Source organism: Paenibacillus hamazuiensis (genome assembly GCF_023276405.1).
Lineage (GTDB): Bacteria > Bacillota > Bacilli > Paenibacillales > NBRC-103111 > Paenibacillus_AF > Paenibacillus_AF hamazuiensis.
In genome coordinates this window covers 3,136,980-3,152,673 of sequence record NZ_JALRMO010000001.1, presented here as the reverse complement: position 1 = coordinate 3,152,673, position 15,694 = coordinate 3,136,980, and the positions used below count along the sequence as shown (strand labels likewise).

The 15,694-nt window shown below is 57.6% G+C and carries 14 protein-coding genes; 12 read left to right on the top strand and 2 right to left on the bottom strand.

The annotated features are described in order from the left end of the window. Complete coding sequence (locus MYS68_RS13895; RefSeq protein WP_248926416.1) at positions 1 to 1,293, bottom strand: nucleoside recognition domain-containing protein; 1,293 nt, start codon at positions 1,291 to 1,293, stop codon at positions 1 to 3. A gap of 184 nt (positions 1,294 to 1,477) precedes the next feature. Here MYS68_RS13895 and MYS68_RS13890 point away from each other — a divergent pair, with 184 nt between their 5' ends. After that, complete coding sequence (locus MYS68_RS13890; protein WP_248926415.1) at positions 1,478 to 2,587, top strand: SepM family pheromone-processing serine protease; 1,110 nt, start codon at positions 1,478 to 1,480, stop codon at positions 2,585 to 2,587. Here MYS68_RS13890 and MYS68_RS13885 read toward each other — a convergent pair. Continuing rightward, positions 2,584 to 3,831, bottom strand: a complete 1,248-nt coding sequence (locus MYS68_RS13885) for a nucleotidyltransferase (protein WP_248926414.1) — start codon at positions 3,829 to 3,831, stop codon at positions 2,584 to 2,586. The genes MYS68_RS13890 and MYS68_RS13885 overlap by 4 nt on opposite strands. A gap of 261 nt (positions 3,832 to 4,092) precedes the next feature. Here MYS68_RS13885 and MYS68_RS13880 point away from each other — a divergent pair, with 261 nt between their 5' ends. The 11 genes from MYS68_RS13880 to smc all read left to right on the top strand — a co-directional run bounded on the left by MYS68_RS13880 (position 4,093) and on the right by smc (position 15,665). Beyond that, positions 4,093 to 4,602 carry a YceD family protein gene (locus MYS68_RS13880; RefSeq protein ID WP_248926413.1) on the top strand — a complete coding sequence of 170 codons (510 nt, stop codon included), beginning with the start codon at positions 4,093 to 4,095 and terminating at the stop codon, positions 4,600 to 4,602. Positions 4,603 to 4,631: 29 nt separating this feature from the next. Beyond that, positions 4,632 to 4,805 (top strand): 50S ribosomal protein L32, encoded by a 174-nt coding sequence (rpmF, locus tag MYS68_RS13875; RefSeq protein ID WP_248926412.1) that lies wholly within the window; start codon positions 4,632 to 4,634, stop codon positions 4,803 to 4,805. A gap of 135 nt (positions 4,806 to 4,940) precedes the next feature. Further along, positions 4,941 to 5,567, top strand: a complete 627-nt coding sequence (fapR, locus tag MYS68_RS13870) for a transcription factor FapR (protein WP_420852220.1) — start codon at positions 4,941 to 4,943, stop codon at positions 5,565 to 5,567. Next, on the top strand, positions 5,551 to 6,555 hold the full coding sequence (gene plsX / locus MYS68_RS13865; RefSeq protein ID WP_248926411.1) for a phosphate acyltransferase PlsX: 1,005 nt from the start codon (positions 5,551 to 5,553) through the stop codon (positions 6,553 to 6,555). The genes fapR and plsX overlap by 17 nt, the downstream gene beginning before the upstream one ends. Further along, the gene (locus MYS68_RS13860; protein ID WP_275983473.1) at positions 6,552 to 7,538 is read left to right on the top strand and encodes a beta-ketoacyl-ACP synthase III; all 987 of its coding nucleotides are present in this window, start codon (positions 6,552 to 6,554) and stop codon (positions 7,536 to 7,538) included. Before plsX ends, MYS68_RS13860 begins: the two co-directional genes overlap by 4 nt. Before the next feature lie 154 nt (positions 7,539 to 7,692). After that, positions 7,693 to 8,619: an ACP S-malonyltransferase gene (gene fabD / locus MYS68_RS13855; RefSeq protein WP_248926410.1), complete on the top strand. Its 927-nt coding sequence runs from the start codon at positions 7,693 to 7,695 to the stop codon at positions 8,617 to 8,619. A gap of 19 nt (positions 8,620 to 8,638) precedes the next feature. After that, entirely contained in the window at positions 8,639 to 9,379 is a 741-nt protein-coding gene (fabG, locus tag MYS68_RS13850) for a 3-oxoacyl-[acyl-carrier-protein] reductase (RefSeq protein ID WP_248926409.1), read from the top strand. Positions 9,380 to 9,490: 111 nt separating this feature from the next. Beyond that, positions 9,491 to 9,724, top strand: a complete 234-nt coding sequence (gene acpP / locus MYS68_RS13845) for an acyl carrier protein (RefSeq protein ID WP_248926408.1) — start codon at positions 9,491 to 9,493, stop codon at positions 9,722 to 9,724. 100 nt (positions 9,725 to 9,824) lie between these two features. Then, positions 9,825 to 11,063, top strand: a complete 1,239-nt coding sequence (gene fabF, locus MYS68_RS13840) for a beta-ketoacyl-ACP synthase II (protein WP_248926407.1) — start codon at positions 9,825 to 9,827, stop codon at positions 11,061 to 11,063. Positions 11,064 to 11,091: 28 nt separating this feature from the next. Beyond that, positions 11,092 to 11,823 (top strand): ribonuclease III, encoded by a 732-nt coding sequence (gene rnc / locus MYS68_RS13835; RefSeq protein ID WP_248926406.1) that lies wholly within the window; start codon positions 11,092 to 11,094, stop codon positions 11,821 to 11,823. 269 nt (positions 11,824 to 12,092) lie between these two features. Next, on the top strand, positions 12,093 to 15,665 hold the full coding sequence (smc, locus tag MYS68_RS13830) for a chromosome segregation protein SMC (protein WP_248926405.1): 3,573 nt from the start codon (positions 12,093 to 12,095) through the stop codon (positions 15,663 to 15,665). Positions 15,666 to 15,694 lie beyond the last annotated feature (29 nt).

Below are 15,694 nucleotides of genomic sequence, written 5' to 3'. Positions count from 1 at the left end.
TTATTCGCCCTGGCGGTTGCGCCAAATAAACGATATGCCGATCGACAGGACAAGCAGGAACAGCAATATAACGGCGAGCTGCAGCATCATCGGGCTGATGAGAAACCACAGCCCGTTTTTCAGCGCATGGGTGCCGGAATCGATTCCGGCGCCGCCGGTCAGCGAAAAAAAGCTCGGCTCGGCACCTACGAAATAACGGTTAAGCGGAGTCCAGGCGATCAAGGTCGTTATGAAAGCGAGCAGCGCATGAAGCGCGCGCAGCCCGATAAAACGGGCGAAGCGGATACCGATGCCGGCCGTCAGGCTTTTTATCTGAAGATGGGCGGAGGAGCCGCCCCAAGCGAGCCCCGCGCTCAACAGGGCGGCCTGCCATATCGGCGGCAGCGCATCCGATTGGCTGATCGCGAAGGCGCCGAGGTGGACTTCCGTCAGAGCTGGCAGGATGAGCGTCAGCAGCTGATACGCAGCTTCCGGGGAAATGCCAATTGCGCCGGACAGGCGGCTGATCCATTCGATCAGGCCGCTTAAATGGATAACGGCGATCAAAACGGAAAACATCATCATATAACCGCCGATCGCCATCAGGTTTTGCACCGCGGAAACGACGGAGTCGCCGAGCAGCTTGCCGAAGGTGCGTCCGTCGTTTCGCTGCGCCAGCTTGATGGCGAACATCGCTTTGGCAAGCAGGCCGGCGCCGGGATCGGGATGCTCCAGCCAGGGGGAGCGGGGTTCGTCTGCCGCGGTATCCACGGCTCCCGCAGCCGAACGGAATCGCGCAGCGATCAGCGCAAGCACGGCGGCGGAAGCATAGTGGATGACGGCAAGCACCAGCCCAAGCCGGGGGTTTTGCAAAAAGCCGACGCCCACGACGGTCATTAAAAATATCGGGCTGCACGTATGCGAAAGCGCGAGCAGCTTGTCGGCTTCATGCGGCCGCACCAGCTTGTCCGCCGCAATCGTTTGAGTCGCCGCGGCTCCGCCGGGAAAACCGGCGATCCAGCCGACGGCAAGCGGCCAGCCCCCGGCCCCCGGCAAGCCGAACATTCTTCGCATCAGCGGCTCCAGCAGCTTGCCGATACCATGTATGACGCCCATGCCGGCCATGATTTCGGTCAAAATGAAAAAGGGAAGCAGCGCCGGAAATACGAGCTTCCACCAGACGTTTAAGCCTTGCAGCGAAGCTTGAAACGCTTTATCGGGAAACAATATGATAAACACGACGAACATAAGCGCCAGCATGCCTAAAACGACCGTGGTTTGCGGGCGGGCGGACGCCGGCTTCCGTGCATTCATGCCAATCCCCCCAAACGGAATTCGAATGGTACATGTTTACGCGGCGAAACGGTTCTTTAGACCAAGCCCTTTGCGCATATTCTATGGAAGTGCCGGCAGAACGGAAAGCAAAGCATTGACGAAAAGCGCGCCGGAGAGGCGAGATTCAACAGATTCAATATAAGGAGAGGGGCGCAGCAGCGCGATGGAACGCCGTCCTTTGATCGCAAAGAGCAAATCCCGCATCTTTACATCCGTGTTCATAGGGCTCGGTGTGCTCTACTTGGTGTTTTTTATGCCGCTGCCGTATTTCGTGTTTTCCCCCGGAACGGCAGACGTGATCAAGCCGATGGTGCATGTGAAAGCGGCGGATCCCGAGGAAAAGGGCAGCTTCATGCTGACGACGGTGCGCGTCAGCGATGCCAGCGTATTCAATTATGCCGCGGCGCTGCTGAATCCGTACCGGGAAATTTACGCGAAGTCGGCGGTTTTCAGAAACGGCGAAAACGAGCAGGAATATTCGACCCGGCAGGAAGTGGTGATGCAGACGTCGCAGATGGATGCGATTCAAGCCGCTTACCGGCATTTGAAAATTCCGTTCAACATTCATAATGACGGTGTAATGGTGCTGCGGACGCTGCCGGACTATCCGGCGGCAAAAGTGCTTCAGGCGGGAGATTACATCGTCAAGGTGAACGACAGCCCGGTCCGGACGACCGTGGAGCTCAATCGTGTTTTGCAAACGAAGAAAGCCGGGAACACCGTGGTGCTCACTTACAAAAGGAAAGACGAAGAGAAGACGGCCAATTTGACACTCACCGCTCTGCCGCCGGACAAGGACGAGAAGGGCAACGTCATTTCCAAGGAGGAGCGGGCGGGGCTCGGCGTCGTGCCGGCCAACGTGCAGTCGATTCTCGCAGAGCAGGAAGACAAGCAGGTGACGATCCAGGCGGGGGAAATCGGCGGCCCTTCGGCCGGGCTTATGTTTTCGCTGGAAATTTACAACCAGCTGACGCCCGGCGACTTGACCAAGGGCTACCGCATCGCCGGAACCGGCACGATCGATCCGAACGGGAAGGTCGGCTCGATCGGGGGCATCCAGCATAAAGTGATCGCCGCGGACAAGGAGGGGGCGGAAATCTTTTTTGCGCCCCGGGATGAAACGCCGGAAACGGCTACGACGTCGCCGCCGGCCAAAAACTATTCCGACGCCAACAAACGGGCGGAGGAGATTCATTCCAAGATGAAGATCGTTCCGGTGGCGACGCTGGACGATGCGCTGAAGTACCTGGAGCAGCTGCCGCCGAAGATTTAATCCAGCCGAACCGGCGGTTCGTAATAATCGCGGAACAAATCATGCGAGGTGGCGTTCGGATACCCGAGGGCGTACACCGACGTCGCATCGATATCCATTTGCAGCAAGATTTGGTTGCCGGGAGCGAGAGAGGCGGAGGTTACCTTCGTCAGCACCGGGACTTTGGCCGTTTTTTTCATCGTTTTGAGCAGCTCCCGGCCTTTCTCGCTGAAGCCGAGCACGCGCAGGTACGGCACGCCCTGCCGCAGCAGCTCGGGGGTCAGCTGCCGCTTGCGGTGGCCGAGCAAAATGCGCAGCAGCATCCGCTGCAGCTTCGTGCGCGTGTAGCGCTTCGTCTTAAGCTCGCCGAGCAGCTGCTCGACCGGGAGCGGCTCGTCCGGCGCGAGGCGCGGCAGCGCCGTCTTGATGCGATGCTCGAGCCCTTCGCCGACCTCGCACAGCTCGGCCAGCTCGGCGGCGGAGCGGCTGAGCAGCGCGTGAAGCAGCGGCTTCGCGAAGCTGTCCCACGACAGCGGCGCGCGTCCGGCCTCCCACTCGCGCCGCAGGACGTCGTACGTGGCCTGCGGCACATACGGCCGCACCGCCTCAAGCCGCCGCTCCTCGAAGAGCAGGCGGCGGATGGCCGTCGCACTCGCGATATGCTCGTCGTCGATGTGCGCCTGGTTGTAGCCCGCTTTCTGCCGGGCAATCGTAAACGGGCGGATGCCGCTGTGCAGCCGGCGCAGCGCGATCAAATAATGCAGGCCGAGCGTATTGTTCGGCTTCGCCAGCTCTTCCGCGTCGACGCCGCCGACATGGCGGGCGACCGCTTCGCTGTAAGCGGCGGGGTACGGTGCGCCGCTTTTCAGCCGCTCGCGCAGCAGCGCCCGGAAGCCGCCGCTTTCGTCGGCCATCTGCGCGGCGAGCGCGTCCAGCCACGCGAGGCTGCCGCTTTCGCTGCCGAAGATGAGGCTGTCCACGACGCCGGTCGCCTCGAGCGCCGACACGGCGCCGTACGCGAACCATTCCGCCGGCTGCGGGGCGAAGGCGACGGGCAGCTCGAGCACGACGTCGGCGCCCATATGCAGCGCCATTTCGGCGCGCGCCCACTTATTTACGACCGCAGGCTCGCCGCGCTGCAGGAAATGGCCGCTCATCACGCAGATGGCGGCATCCGCCTCCGCCACCCGCTTCGATTCGCGGAAATGGAACATATGACCGTTATGTAAAGGATTGTACTCGACGATCAGGCCGACCGTTTTCATAGTGAGCCTCCGGAAAGAAATGATAGATTCCCTTTTGAAACTGGCGGGCAGCAAAAAATAAAAAGCGTGGTTTTAACCAATTATACAGGAAGAAGCGTGCCGGCGACAGATCGGCGGCAAGGACCGATCCCGCTTCACCCGCAAGAATCGATAAACGGACGTAAGGCCCGTCCGCATGCATTTCGCTTTTAAACAGCAAAATGTTGACAAACCGAAGGAAATATCGATATAATAATTTTTGTTTGTTTGGGGTGATACCGCATGCTGATCAATATAAAAGAGTTGGCGAAGAAAGGCAACACCGAACGTCTGACGGAGCAATTCAATTTGAACGGCATTTTGGGGGACCGGAGAGACTTGCTCGGCGCAAGTCCGCTCAAGGCTGATCTGCAGGCAACTTATGAATCCGGCGCGGTTCATGTGCACGGAACGCTGACGATGGATGTGGAAGTGCCCTGCTCCAGGTGCCTCAAACACCTGCATGAGCATCTGCAGATCCCGTTCGATGAAACGTTTGCCAAAACAGACGCGGGCGAGCAGGAAGAAGACGAAGACGACGAAACGATCTACGTGACGGAAGACAAAGTCGATCTGAAGCCTTTCGTGCTGGAGAGCATGCTGCTTTCGCTCCCTTACGTTCCGCTCTGCGATGAAGATTGCAAGGGGCTGTGCCCCGTCTGCGGCACGAACCGCAACGAGTCGCCGTGCGGCTGCAAACAGGAAAAAATCGATCCCCGCTTGGCCGGGCTGGCGGATTTTTTCAAGGATTAAGGCCTTACTTTGTTGAAGGAGGTGGGAATATGGCAGTACCTCAGAGAAGAACGTCTAAAACTCGTCGCGATAAGCGCCGTACTCACTTTAAATTGGAAGTTCCGGGCATGGTGAAATGCGATCAATGCGGAGAGCTGAAGCTCGCGCACCGCGTTTGCAAAACATGCGGATCTTACAAAGGCAGAGAAATCATTAACAAGTAATTGCTAAGGATAGTACTTCATCGTCGGTGAGGTGCTATTTTTTTTGGATTCCGGGCAATTTTCGCTTCCCTTTCGGGGCAACTTTTAATATACTAACGTTTAGTACCTGGTAATAAAACAAGTTTTGGCGAATACATAAATAGACAAAGGCGGTGCGTTGCCATCGAACGCCTCCCTAAACGCGAGCGTCAGCAGCGGTTGACTCAGGCCATCGAGCAAAATCCGTTTATTACGGACGAAGAATTGATGAAAATGTTCCAGGTCAGCATTCAAACGATTCGTCTCGACCGGCTGGAGCTTGGCATTCCCGAGCTGCGCGAGAGGATCAAACATATGGCGGAAAAAACATACGACCAGGTCCGTTCGCTGCCCATCCATGAGGTGATCGGCGATGTCATTGATCTGCAGCTCGACAAAAGTGGCATCTCGATGTTTGAAATCCGCGAGGAGCATGTGTTTTCCCGGAATCAGATCGCGCGCGGCCACCATATTTTTTCCCAGGCGAATTCGCTGGCCGTAGCGGTCATCAACGATGAGATCGCGCTTACGGCTTCCGCCGACATCCGCTTTTTAAGATCTGTCAAATTGGGTGAAAAATGTATCGCAAAAGCGTACGTGCGGTCGATATCGAAAGGGAAAGCTAAGGTGGAAGTGTTTACTTACGTAGGGGACGAGGTTGTGTTTCAAGGCAACTTCATCATTTTTCATTCGAAGACGAAAAGCCGTTCCGAAGGAGGTTACATGGATGCGGATAGCGATTGACGCCATGGGCGGGGATCATGCACCGGACGTCATAGTGCAGGGCGCAATCGAAGCAGCGAAGGAATGGACCGATACCGATATTATTTTAGTCGGCGATCAGGCGAAGATCGAACCGCTGATCTCGTCCATGCCGTCCAATATAGCAATCGTTCATGCTTCCGAAATGATAGAACCGGATGACGAGCCGGTGAAAGCGGTTCGCCGCAAAAAAGATTCGTCGATGGTCGTGGCCGGCCGGATGGTGAAGGAGCGGGAGGCCGATGCGTTCATCTCTGCGGGCAATACCGGGGCGCTGATGACGACGGCGCTGCTTGTGGTGGGCCGCATGAAGGGGATCGAGCGCCCGGCGCTGGCGCCGATGATTCCGACGCTCGACGGACAAGGGGTGCTGGCGCTCGACCTCGGGGCCAACATGGACGCGTCCGCCGAGCATTTGGTGCAGTACGCGATCATGGGCAGCATTTACCGCAATAAAGTGCACGGCATCGAGCGGCCGCGGGTCGGTCTGCTCAACGTCGGCACTGAAGCGATGAAAGGCAACGAGCTGACGAAGGCGGCATTTCCTATGCTGGAAAAGGCGCCGATTCGTTTCGTGGGCAACGTCGAATCCCGCGATATTTTGCAGGCCGGGTGCGACGTGATCGTTTGCGACGGCTTTGCCGGCAACATCATGCTTAAATCGCTCGAAGGCGCAGCGACGACGATTTTTACGGCGCTGCGTACGGAACTGACCCGCACATGGCTGACGAAGCTGGCCGGGGCAATCGTCAGACCGGGCCTGAGGGCGTTTCGCGACAAGTTCGATTATACGGAGCACGGAGCGGCTCCGCTTCTCGGCATAGACGGCCTGGTGCTCAAAAGCCACGGCTCCTCGAACGCAAGGGCTGTGAAAAATGCGGTGAGGCAGGCGAGGATCGCACTGAAAAACGACCTGGTCCGCAGCATATCGCTGGAAATTCAAAGCGGAAGCGAGAGTGTGAATACATGAACTTAATTCCCGTAGGCATCATCGGGTCGGGCAGCTACGTGCCCGAGCGGGTTTTGACGAATAAGGATCTGGAGCAGATGGTGGAAACAAACGACGAATGGATCGTCACCCGAACCGGGATCCGCGAACGCCGGCTTGCCGCAGAGGATCAGGCCTCCTCGGATTTGGCCTATCAGGCGGCGCTCAAAGCGATGGGTAAAGCGGGCATCACCGCCGAACAGCTCGATTTGATTGTCGTTGCGACGATTACGCCGGATATGGCGTTCCCTTCGACGGCATGCATTTTGCAGGACAAGCTGGGGGCGAAAAAAGCGGCGGCGTTCGACCTGTCGGCAGCGTGCTCCGGATTTATTTACGGGCTCGCCAATGCGGTTAATTTCATTGCCACCGGAACCTATAAATACGCGCTGATCGTCGGGGCGGAGTGTTTGTCGAAAATTACCGACTACACCGACCGCAACACGTGCATCCTGTTTGGCGATGGTGCGGGAGCCGTCGTACTCGGACAAGTGCCGGAAGGCCGCGGCTTCCGCTCGTTCGAGCTCGGGGCAGACGGCTCCGGCGGTCCGCTCCTGAAAATCGAAGGCGGCGGCTCGCGCAACCCGTCTTCCCCGGCGTCGCTTGAGGCGAAGCAGCATTACATTTACATGGAAGGCCGCGAAGTGTACAAGTTCGCCGTGCGCATCATGGGCAACGCCGCCGAAGAAGCTCTTCGCAAGGCGGGTATGGACAAGGAAGACATCGATCTGCTCGTGCCGCACCAGGCGAATATCCGGATCATTCAGTCCGCTCTGGAGCGTCTTAACTTGCCGGAGGAGAAATGCATGATCAATCTGCACCGTTACGGAAACGTATCGGCGGCTTCCATCCCGATCGCGCTGGCGGAAGCGGCGGAGGAAGGACGTCTTCGCGAAGGCGACTGCGTGGTGCTTGTCGGCTTCGGAGGCGGGCTGACCTGGGGCGCATCGGTGCTGATCTGGTAATATGGACGATACGTGTAACGTTATGCCGGTTCAAGAGGTTGCGCGAATTTTTGCGTCTTTTGTCGGCTTGTAGCCTGGTGCTCTTCCGATTTCCGTACGCAGCGGAAACCGGGGATGCAGCGCCTATTTTTTGGCAGAAAGGAGCTTTACAGCTATGGGCAAAATCGCATTCGTATTCCCGGGACAAGGCGCCCAGTCGGTCGGCATGGGCAAAGACGCCTACGACTCGCATGCCGGAGCCAAGGCGGTATTTGACAAAGCGGACGAGGCGCTTGGCTTTGCGCTTACCCGGATTATTTTCGAAGGACCTGACGATGAGTTGAAAATCACATACAATACGCAGCCCGCGCTGCTTGCGACGAGCATCGCTTATTTGGAGGTGCTGAAGGCGCAAGGCATCCGGCCGGACTTTGCGGCAGGCCACAGCTTGGGCGAATACAGCGCACTCGTTGCGGCAGGCGCCCTATCGTTCGAAGATGCGGTGAAAACCGTCCGCGCCCGCGGCGAATTTATGGAGCAGGCGGTGCCCGGCGGACAAGGCGCGATGGCCGCTGTGCTCGGCGCCGAGCGCGAAGCGCTGCGCGAGCTTTGCGGTGCGATCAGCGCAAACATCGGCGTAGTGGAGCTCGCCAACGTAAACTGCCCTGGCCAAATCGTCGTATCCGGCAGCAAAGCCGGCGTACAGGCGGTCCAGGAGCAGGGCAAGGAGATCGGCGCGAAGCGGGTCATACCGCTTGAAGTGAGCGGGCCGTTCCACTCGTCGCTGATGAAACCGGCGGCCGAGAAGCTGGCCGGCGTGCTCGCCGGTATGCCGATGCAGCCGGCAGCGGTGCCGGTCGTCGCCAACGTAACCGCTCGGGCCGTCACGGAGCCGGAGCGCATCCGCGAGCTGCTCGTGGAGCAAGTATATTCCCCGGTGCTTTGGGAAGACAGCGTCGCTTGGCTGATCGAACAAGGCGTGGACACATTTGTGGAAATCGGCTCGGGTACGGTGCTTGCCGGACTGATCAAAAAGGTCGACAAAAACGTCAATATCCACTCCGTGAACAGCCTCGAAGCGGCCCAATCGCTGAAAATATAAGTTTCGAAGGAGGAAATCCATGCTTATCGGAAAAGTCGCATTAGTGACCGGCGCATCCCGCGGAATCGGACGCGCCATCGCCATCGGTTTGGCCGAAGCGGGCGCGGACGTCGTCGTCAATTACGCCGGCAGCGAGCAGGCGGCCGCCGAAGTGGTCGAAGCGATCCAAGGGCTTGGCCGCAAGTCGTTCAAAGTCAAAGCGAATGTCGCTTCATCCGCCGAAGTGGAAGACATGTTCAAACTGGTTCTGGAAGAATTCGGGCGAATTGACATTTTGGTGAATAATGCCGGCATCACTCGGGACAATTTAATTATGCGCATGAAGGAAGAAGAATTCGACCAGGTTATTGACACGAACCTTAAAGGTGTGTTTAACTGCTTGAAGGCGGCAACGCGGCCGATGATGAAGCAGCGCTTCGGACGGATTATCAATATCTCCTCCATCGTCGGAGCGCTTGGCAATCCGGGGCAGGCGAATTACGTCGCCGCCAAGGCCGGCGTGATCGGCATGACGAAATCAGCGGCCAAGGAGCTGGCCTCCCGCGGCATTACGGTGAATGCGGTAGCGCCCGGCTTTATTGCGACTGACATGACCGACAAGCTTTCCGAGGAACTGAAGCACCAGCTGCTGCAGCAAATCCCGCTCGCCCGTCTCGGACAGCCGGAGGACATCGCCAAGGCGGTGCGTTTTCTCGCTTCGGACGACGCTTCCTATATGACGGGGCAGACGATTCACGTCGACGGCGGCATGTACATGTAAACCGCTCCGTTTTCGGCAAAATTCGGCATTCCGCTTGTATATTTAAGGCAGAAACAAGCTATGGCATTTTGTCCATAACTTAAGTATAATACCAAAGAGGAGGTGAACCGGATGTCCGACGTATTTGATCGCGTAAAACGAATCGTCATCGATCGTCTTGGAGTTGATGAGGCTGAAGTCACCCTCGAAGCATCTTTTAAAGATGATTTAGGTGCAGATTCTTTAGATGTAGTTGAACTGGTTATGGAACTGGAAGATGAGTTCGATATGGAGATCTCTGACGAAGATGCAGAGAAAATAACTACTGTAGGTGAAGTAGTTAACTACATACAATCCCATACCTAACCCCGTTTAAGTCCCGTTTTCTCATAAGCGGGACTTAACTCCATTTTCACAATCCTTTACATAATACGAGCTGTAATTATCGCAGATAGAGGTGGATCACTTGAAGCAGAGAGTTGTCATTACCGGTCTTGGCGTTATGACTGCAATCGGACGGGATTTGGAAACGTTCTGGGGTAACCTGATGGCCGGCAAATCCGGAGTGAGCCTGATTGAAGCCTTTGATGTAAGCGAGTATCCGACTCGAATTGCTGCCTCCATCAAAGATTTTAATCCGGAAGATTTTGTAGACAAGAAAGAAGCGCGCCGGATGGACCGATTCGTCCAGTTCGCCGTGGCGGCCAGCTTGATGGCTGTCAAGGATGCCGGCCTGAATATACAGGAAGATACCGATCCCGAGCGTGTAGGCGTTTACGTCGGCTCCGGCATCGGCGGTTTGGCCACATGGGAAGAGCAGCACAAGATTTTGCTGGAAAAAGGGCCGAAGCGCGTCAGCCCGTTTTTTATCCCGATGATGATCGCCAACATGGCGTCGGGACAAATTTCGATGATTACCGGCGCCAAAGGCCCGAACAGCACGGCGGTGACCGCCTGCGCAACGGGCACGCATACGATCGGCGACTCGTTCAAGCTGATCCAGCGCGGCGATGCGGATGTGATGATTTGCGGCGGCGCGGAAGCGACGATCAGCCCGACCGGCGTGGCCGGCTTTTGCGCGCTGCGCGCGATGTCGACCCGCAACGACGAGCCGGAGAAAGCTAGCCGCCCGTTCGATATCGACCGCGACGGGTTCGTCATGGGCGAAGGATCGGGCATTCTGATTCTCGAGTCGCTGGAGCATGCGCAAAAGCGCGGAGCCCGCATTTACGGCGAAGTGATCGGCTACGGCATGAGCGGCGACGCTTACCATATGACCGATCCCGATCCGAACGGAGCCGCGAGGTGCATGGCAAAAGCGATTCGTGACGCGGGCATCGAGCCGTCCGATGTGGACTACATCAATGCGCACGGCACTTCGACGCCGGTAGGGGACAAGTCGGAAACGACGGCGATCAAGCTCGCTCTCGGTGACCACGCTTACAAGGTAGCGGTAAGCTCGACCAAGTCGATGACGGGCCATCTTCTCGGTGCCGCCGGCGGGGTAGAGGCTGTGATTTGCTCGTTGGCGTTGAAGCACGGCATGATTCCGCCGACCATCAATCTGGATAATCAGGATCCGGAATGCGATCTCGATTATGTGCCGAACGTGCCACGGCAAGCGGACCTCGGCATCGTGATGTCGAATTCGTTCGGTTTCGGGGGGCATAACGCGACCATCGTGTTGAAACAATACGAGGCATAATTCCTCTCCGGATGAAGAAGCCTAATTCATGCGATTTTCGGCAGAACAGGTGGTGAAGGTTGTGCATCGGAATTTGAAGCAGCTTCAGGATAAGCTTCGGCTTTCGTTCCGCAATCCGGAGCTGTTGAAACAGGCGTTTACGCACGCCTCCTATGTGAACGAGCACCGCATGGCCAATTTTAAAGACAACGAGCGGTTGGAGTTTTTGGGCGACGCCGTGCTGGAGCTGACGGTTTCCGAATATTTGTTCGACAGGTACCCGGACCGCTCGGAAGGCGAGCTGACCAAGCTGAGAGCTTCGATCGTCTGTGAGCCGTCGCTCGTCGGCTTTGCCGAAGAGCTGAACTTCGGCGCTTACGTCCTGCTTGGCAAAGGGGAAGAGCTGACCGGAGGAAGGACGCGGCCGGCGCTGCTCGCCGACGTGTTTGAAGCGTTCATCGGTGCACTTTACCTGGACCAGGGGCTGGATACGGTCAAGCAGTTTTTGAACCGGCATATGTTTCCGAACTTGCCGGATCACGGCCGTCTGCTGACCATTGATTATAAAACGCAGCTGCAGGAGTACACGCAGCATCACAATCTGGGCGCCGTGGAGTATCGCATTGTAGACGAGCGCGGCCCGGCGCATGAGCGTGAGTTCGTCGCCGAGGTGTTTTTGAACCGGGAGCAGCTTGGGCAGGGCAGCGGCCGCTCCAAGAAGGAAGCGGAGCAGCATGCCGCGGCGCAGGCGCTGAAATCTTTGCAGGTTCTGCGGGAATAAGCTTATGCGAAACAGCGCAATACGGATCCTTCCGTTTGCGCTGTTTTTGTTTGGTTCGCGGAAACACTCACCCATACGAGCCGGATTATGGTACAATAGCGAAGACAACGGTGGCATACAGCCTGCGGCATTGTGAGACGGGGGCTTCGGAGAACTAAACCGGTTGCCCGTTTGCCGGTTTGATACGTCGGCATCGGCACCGTGCATCGGACCCGGTCCGGCACGAGGCGGTCTGACGGAATGGCAATTATTCATGGCAGGTGAGACTATTGTTTTTGAAACGACTGGAGCTTTCCGGGTTCAAATCGTTCGCGGATAAGACCGAACTGGAATTTGTGCAAGGCATCACCGCGGTCGTCGGGCCTAACGGCAGCGGCAAAAGCAATATTTCCGACGGCATCCGCTGGGTGCTCGGGGAACAAAGCGCCCGTTCGCTGCGCGGCGGCAAAATGGAGGATATCATTTTCGCCGGGAGCGATGCACGCAAAGCGGTTAACTACGGGGAAGTTTCGCTCACGCTCGATAATTCCAGCGGCTCGCTGCCGCTCGATTTCAACGAGGTGACCGTTACCCGGCGGGTACACCGCAGCGGGGACAGTGAGTATTTTATCAACAAGCAGGCGTGCCGCCTGAAGGATATTACCGAGCTGTTCATGGATACGGGGATCGGCAAGGAAGCTTATTCGATCATCGGCCAAGGGCGCATCGAGGAAATTTTGAGCACGAAGTCGGAAGACCGCCGCGGCATTTTCGAGGAAGCTTCCGGCATCGTCAAATATAAATCGCGCAAAAAGGAAACGGAGCGGAAGCTTGAGGAAACGGAGCAAAACCTGCTTCGCATTCACGACCTCGTCTCCGAGCTCGAGGATCAAATCGAGCCGCTGCGCATCCAATCGGAGAAAGCGATCCGTTATAAAGAGCTGAAAGAGCTTTTGAAAAAAAGCGAAATATCCGTATATGTTTACCAGATTGAGCAAATCCACGCTTCCTGGAAAGAGGCCGGAGACAAGCTGAAGGAGCTGGAGAAGGAGCAGCTGTCGCTGTCGAGCGTCGTCAGCATGCATGACGCGCAGCTCGAGCAGCACCGCCTGGAAACGCGACGCCTGGAAGAGGAGGTCGAACGGCTGCAAGCGCAGCTTCTTGTGCTTAGCGAGGAGTTCGAGAAATGCGAAGGGCACGGCGAGGTGCTGAAGGAGCGCAAAAAGAACTACGGCGCGAACCGTCATCAGCTTATTCAGACGATCGCGCAGCAGGAGCAGCGGCTGACGGACAGGCAGTCCGACATCGAACAGCTTCGCGGCAAAGCGGTTGGCGTTTCGGCGGAGCTTAAGGAATATCAGGCACGCCTTACCGCGGAAGAGGAACGTTTGCTCGGCGTGGCCGGGGGCATCAGCAGCCAGGCTGAGGATTTGCTCAAGGGAGAGTTGCTGGACAAGCTGAACGAGATGGCGCAAGCCCGCAATGAAGCCCGTTATGCGGAGCAGCAGCTCGAAAGCATCGTCCGCCGTTTGGACAGGCTTGAGGAAGAGCGCAAGAAATGGCAGGAGCAGCAGGATCAGATCGCCAAACGCAAACAGGAGCTTACCTCGAGATTGGAAGTCGTCGTGCGCGAAATTAATGACGTGCGGCAAAGGTATCTCGACGTGTCGCAGGGGCTTAAAGATAAGCAGCTGCTGCTTGACGAGGCCCAGGGCGCGGTGCGGAAATGGGAGCAAAAGCTTGATGCGCTCGTCTCCCGCCGCGACACGATGCGCGAGATGGCGAACGATTACGACGGCTTTATGCTCGGCGTCAAAGAAGTGCTGAAGGCGAAGGACCGTCAGGACGGGCTGCGCGGCATTCACGGTGCGGTCGCCGAGCTCGTCAAGGTGCCGGCACAATACGAGATCGCGATGGAAACCGCACTCGGCGGGGCGCTCCAGCACATCGTCGTGCAAAACGAAGCGAACGGACGCGAAGCGATCGCTTTTCTGAAGAAACGCCAGCTCGGCAGAGCGACGTTTCTGCCGCTCGACGTCATTCGCGGCCGCTCCGTCGCCGAACACGAGAAAAAGCAGGTGACGAGCGCGCCGGGTTTCATCGGCATAGCCGTCGACCTTGTGCAGTTCGATGAACGGTATGAGCAGATTTTTTCCAGCTTGCTGGGCAATGTCATCATTGCCGGCACACTTGAGGACGCCAACCGGATCGCGGCCAAGGTGCAGTACCGGTACCGGGTCGTCACGCTCGAAGGCGACGTCGTCAACCCTGGTGGCTCGATGACGGGGGGCAGCCAGCAGCAGAAGAAGACGAGCTTGCTCAGCCGTCAGCGTCAAATCGAGGAGATGGACAAGGAAATCGCCGTGTCCGAAGGACAGCTGAAGCAGCTGCGCACGCGCGCTGCGCAGGTGAAGCAGGAGATCGCCGGGGAAACGGCGGAGCTCGAGCAGCTGCGGCAAACCGGCGAGCAAAAGCGGATCGAGGAGCAGCAAATCCGCGCCGAGCTCGGGCCGCTGGACAGCGAATCGAAGCAGGTGGACGAGCAGCTTGCGCTGTACAGCCAAGATCGCGAGTCGCTTCACGCCGAATGCCGCGATCTGGAGGCGCGCAAGCTGGCCGCCGAGCAATCGCTGCAGCAGCTTCAGCAGGAGGAAGCGGCGCTGCAGCAGGCGATCAAAAATGCCGAGCTCGCACGGAAAGCGAGCGAATCGGAGAAGGAAGAGCTGCAGACGCAGCTGACCGACCTCAAGATTAAGGTGGCTTCGCTCACCCAGGAGAAGATGTCGCTCTCCGATCAGCAGCATCGTTTGCAGAGCGAATTGGCCGCCGCCGAGCAGGAACTCGCCACGAGCCGGGGTTTGCTGGATCAGCTCGAGCGGGACATGGAAAACCACGAAACGGAGCATGTGGCGCAAATCGAGCTGCTAAACGATCTGAAGCTGAAGAAGCAGGAATGCTCGGAGCAGCTTGATTTCAAACGCGCCGAACGCGCCAAATGGCAGCATCAGCTTGAGCAGGAGGAGAACAAAACCCGCGAGCAGCGCACGCAGCTGAAGCACGTGGAGGAGCAGATGCATCAGACCGAGGTGCGGCTTGCCCGTCTGGATGTGGAGCTGGAAAACCTGCTTAAAAAGCTCGCCGAAGAATACGAGCTCAGCTTCGAGCTGGCCAAGATGCGCTATCCGGTGCCGGAGGACGTCCCCGCCGCGCAAAACCGCGTGCGCGAGCTGAAGCGGGAAATCGCTTCGCTCGGCGACGTCAACCTGGGCGCAATCGAGGAGTACCAGCGGGTGAACGAGCGGTTCCAGTTTTTGACCGAGCAGAAAAACGATCTGATCGAAGCGAAGACGGCGCTCTACATGGTTATCAGGGAAATGGACGAGGAGATGTCCAAACGGTTCAAGACGACGTTCGACGCGATCCGCTCGCATTTTGTCGTCGTCTTCGCCAAGCTGTTCGGCGGCGGACGGGCCGACTTGATTTTATCCGAACCGGAAAATATCCTGAATACGGGCATCGAAATCGTCGCCCAGCCGCCGGGCAAAAAGCTGCAAAACCTGCAGCTGCTCTCCGGCGGAGAGCGGGCGCTGACCGCCATGGCGCTGCTGTTCTCGATTTTGCACGTGAAGCCGGTGCCGTTCTGCGTGCTCGACGAAGTCGAGGCCGCTTTGGACGAAGCGAACGTGGCGCGTTTTGCCGCTTATTTGCGCGAATTTTCCCAGCAGACGCAGTTCATCGTCGTCACCCACCGCAAGGGGACAATGGAGGAAGCGGACGTGCTGTACGGCGTGACGATGCAGGAGGGCGGGGTATCCAAGCTCGTCTCCGTCCGCCTGGAGGACGAAGAAGCGATTATTGCGTAGGCGAATGTTTATTTTAATCTGAAAGCAAG

Bases quoted from the DNA above. Each gene is read 5' to 3' on its own strand.
- MYS68_RS13895 (WP_248926416.1), bottom strand. From the start codon at position 1,293: ATGAATGCACGGAAGCCGGCGTCCGCCCGCCCGCAAACCACGGTCGTT.
- MYS68_RS13890 (WP_248926415.1), top strand. From the start codon at position 1,478: ATGGAACGCCGTCCTTTGATCGCAAAGAGCAAATCCCGCATCTTTACA.
- MYS68_RS13885 (WP_248926414.1), bottom strand. From the start codon at position 3,831: ATGAAAACGGTCGGCCTGATCGTCGAGTACAATCCTTTACATAACGGT.
- MYS68_RS13880 (WP_248926413.1), top strand. From the start codon at position 4,093: ATGCTGATCAATATAAAAGAGTTGGCGAAGAAAGGCAACACCGAACGT.
- rpmF (WP_248926412.1), top strand. From the start codon at position 4,632: ATGGCAGTACCTCAGAGAAGAACGTCTAAAACTCGTCGCGATAAGCGC.
- plsX (WP_248926411.1), top strand. From the start codon at position 5,551: ATGCGGATAGCGATTGACGCCATGGGCGGGGATCATGCACCGGACGTC.
- MYS68_RS13860 (WP_275983473.1), top strand. From the start codon at position 6,552: ATGAACTTAATTCCCGTAGGCATCATCGGGTCGGGCAGCTACGTGCCC.
- fabD (WP_248926410.1), top strand. From the start codon at position 7,693: ATGGGCAAAATCGCATTCGTATTCCCGGGACAAGGCGCCCAGTCGGTC.
- fabG (WP_248926409.1), top strand. From the start codon at position 8,639: ATGCTTATCGGAAAAGTCGCATTAGTGACCGGCGCATCCCGCGGAATC.
- acpP (WP_248926408.1), top strand. From the start codon at position 9,491: ATGTCCGACGTATTTGATCGCGTAAAACGAATCGTCATCGATCGTCTT.
- rnc (WP_248926406.1), top strand. From the start codon at position 11,092: ATGCGATTTTCGGCAGAACAGGTGGTGAAGGTTGTGCATCGGAATTTG.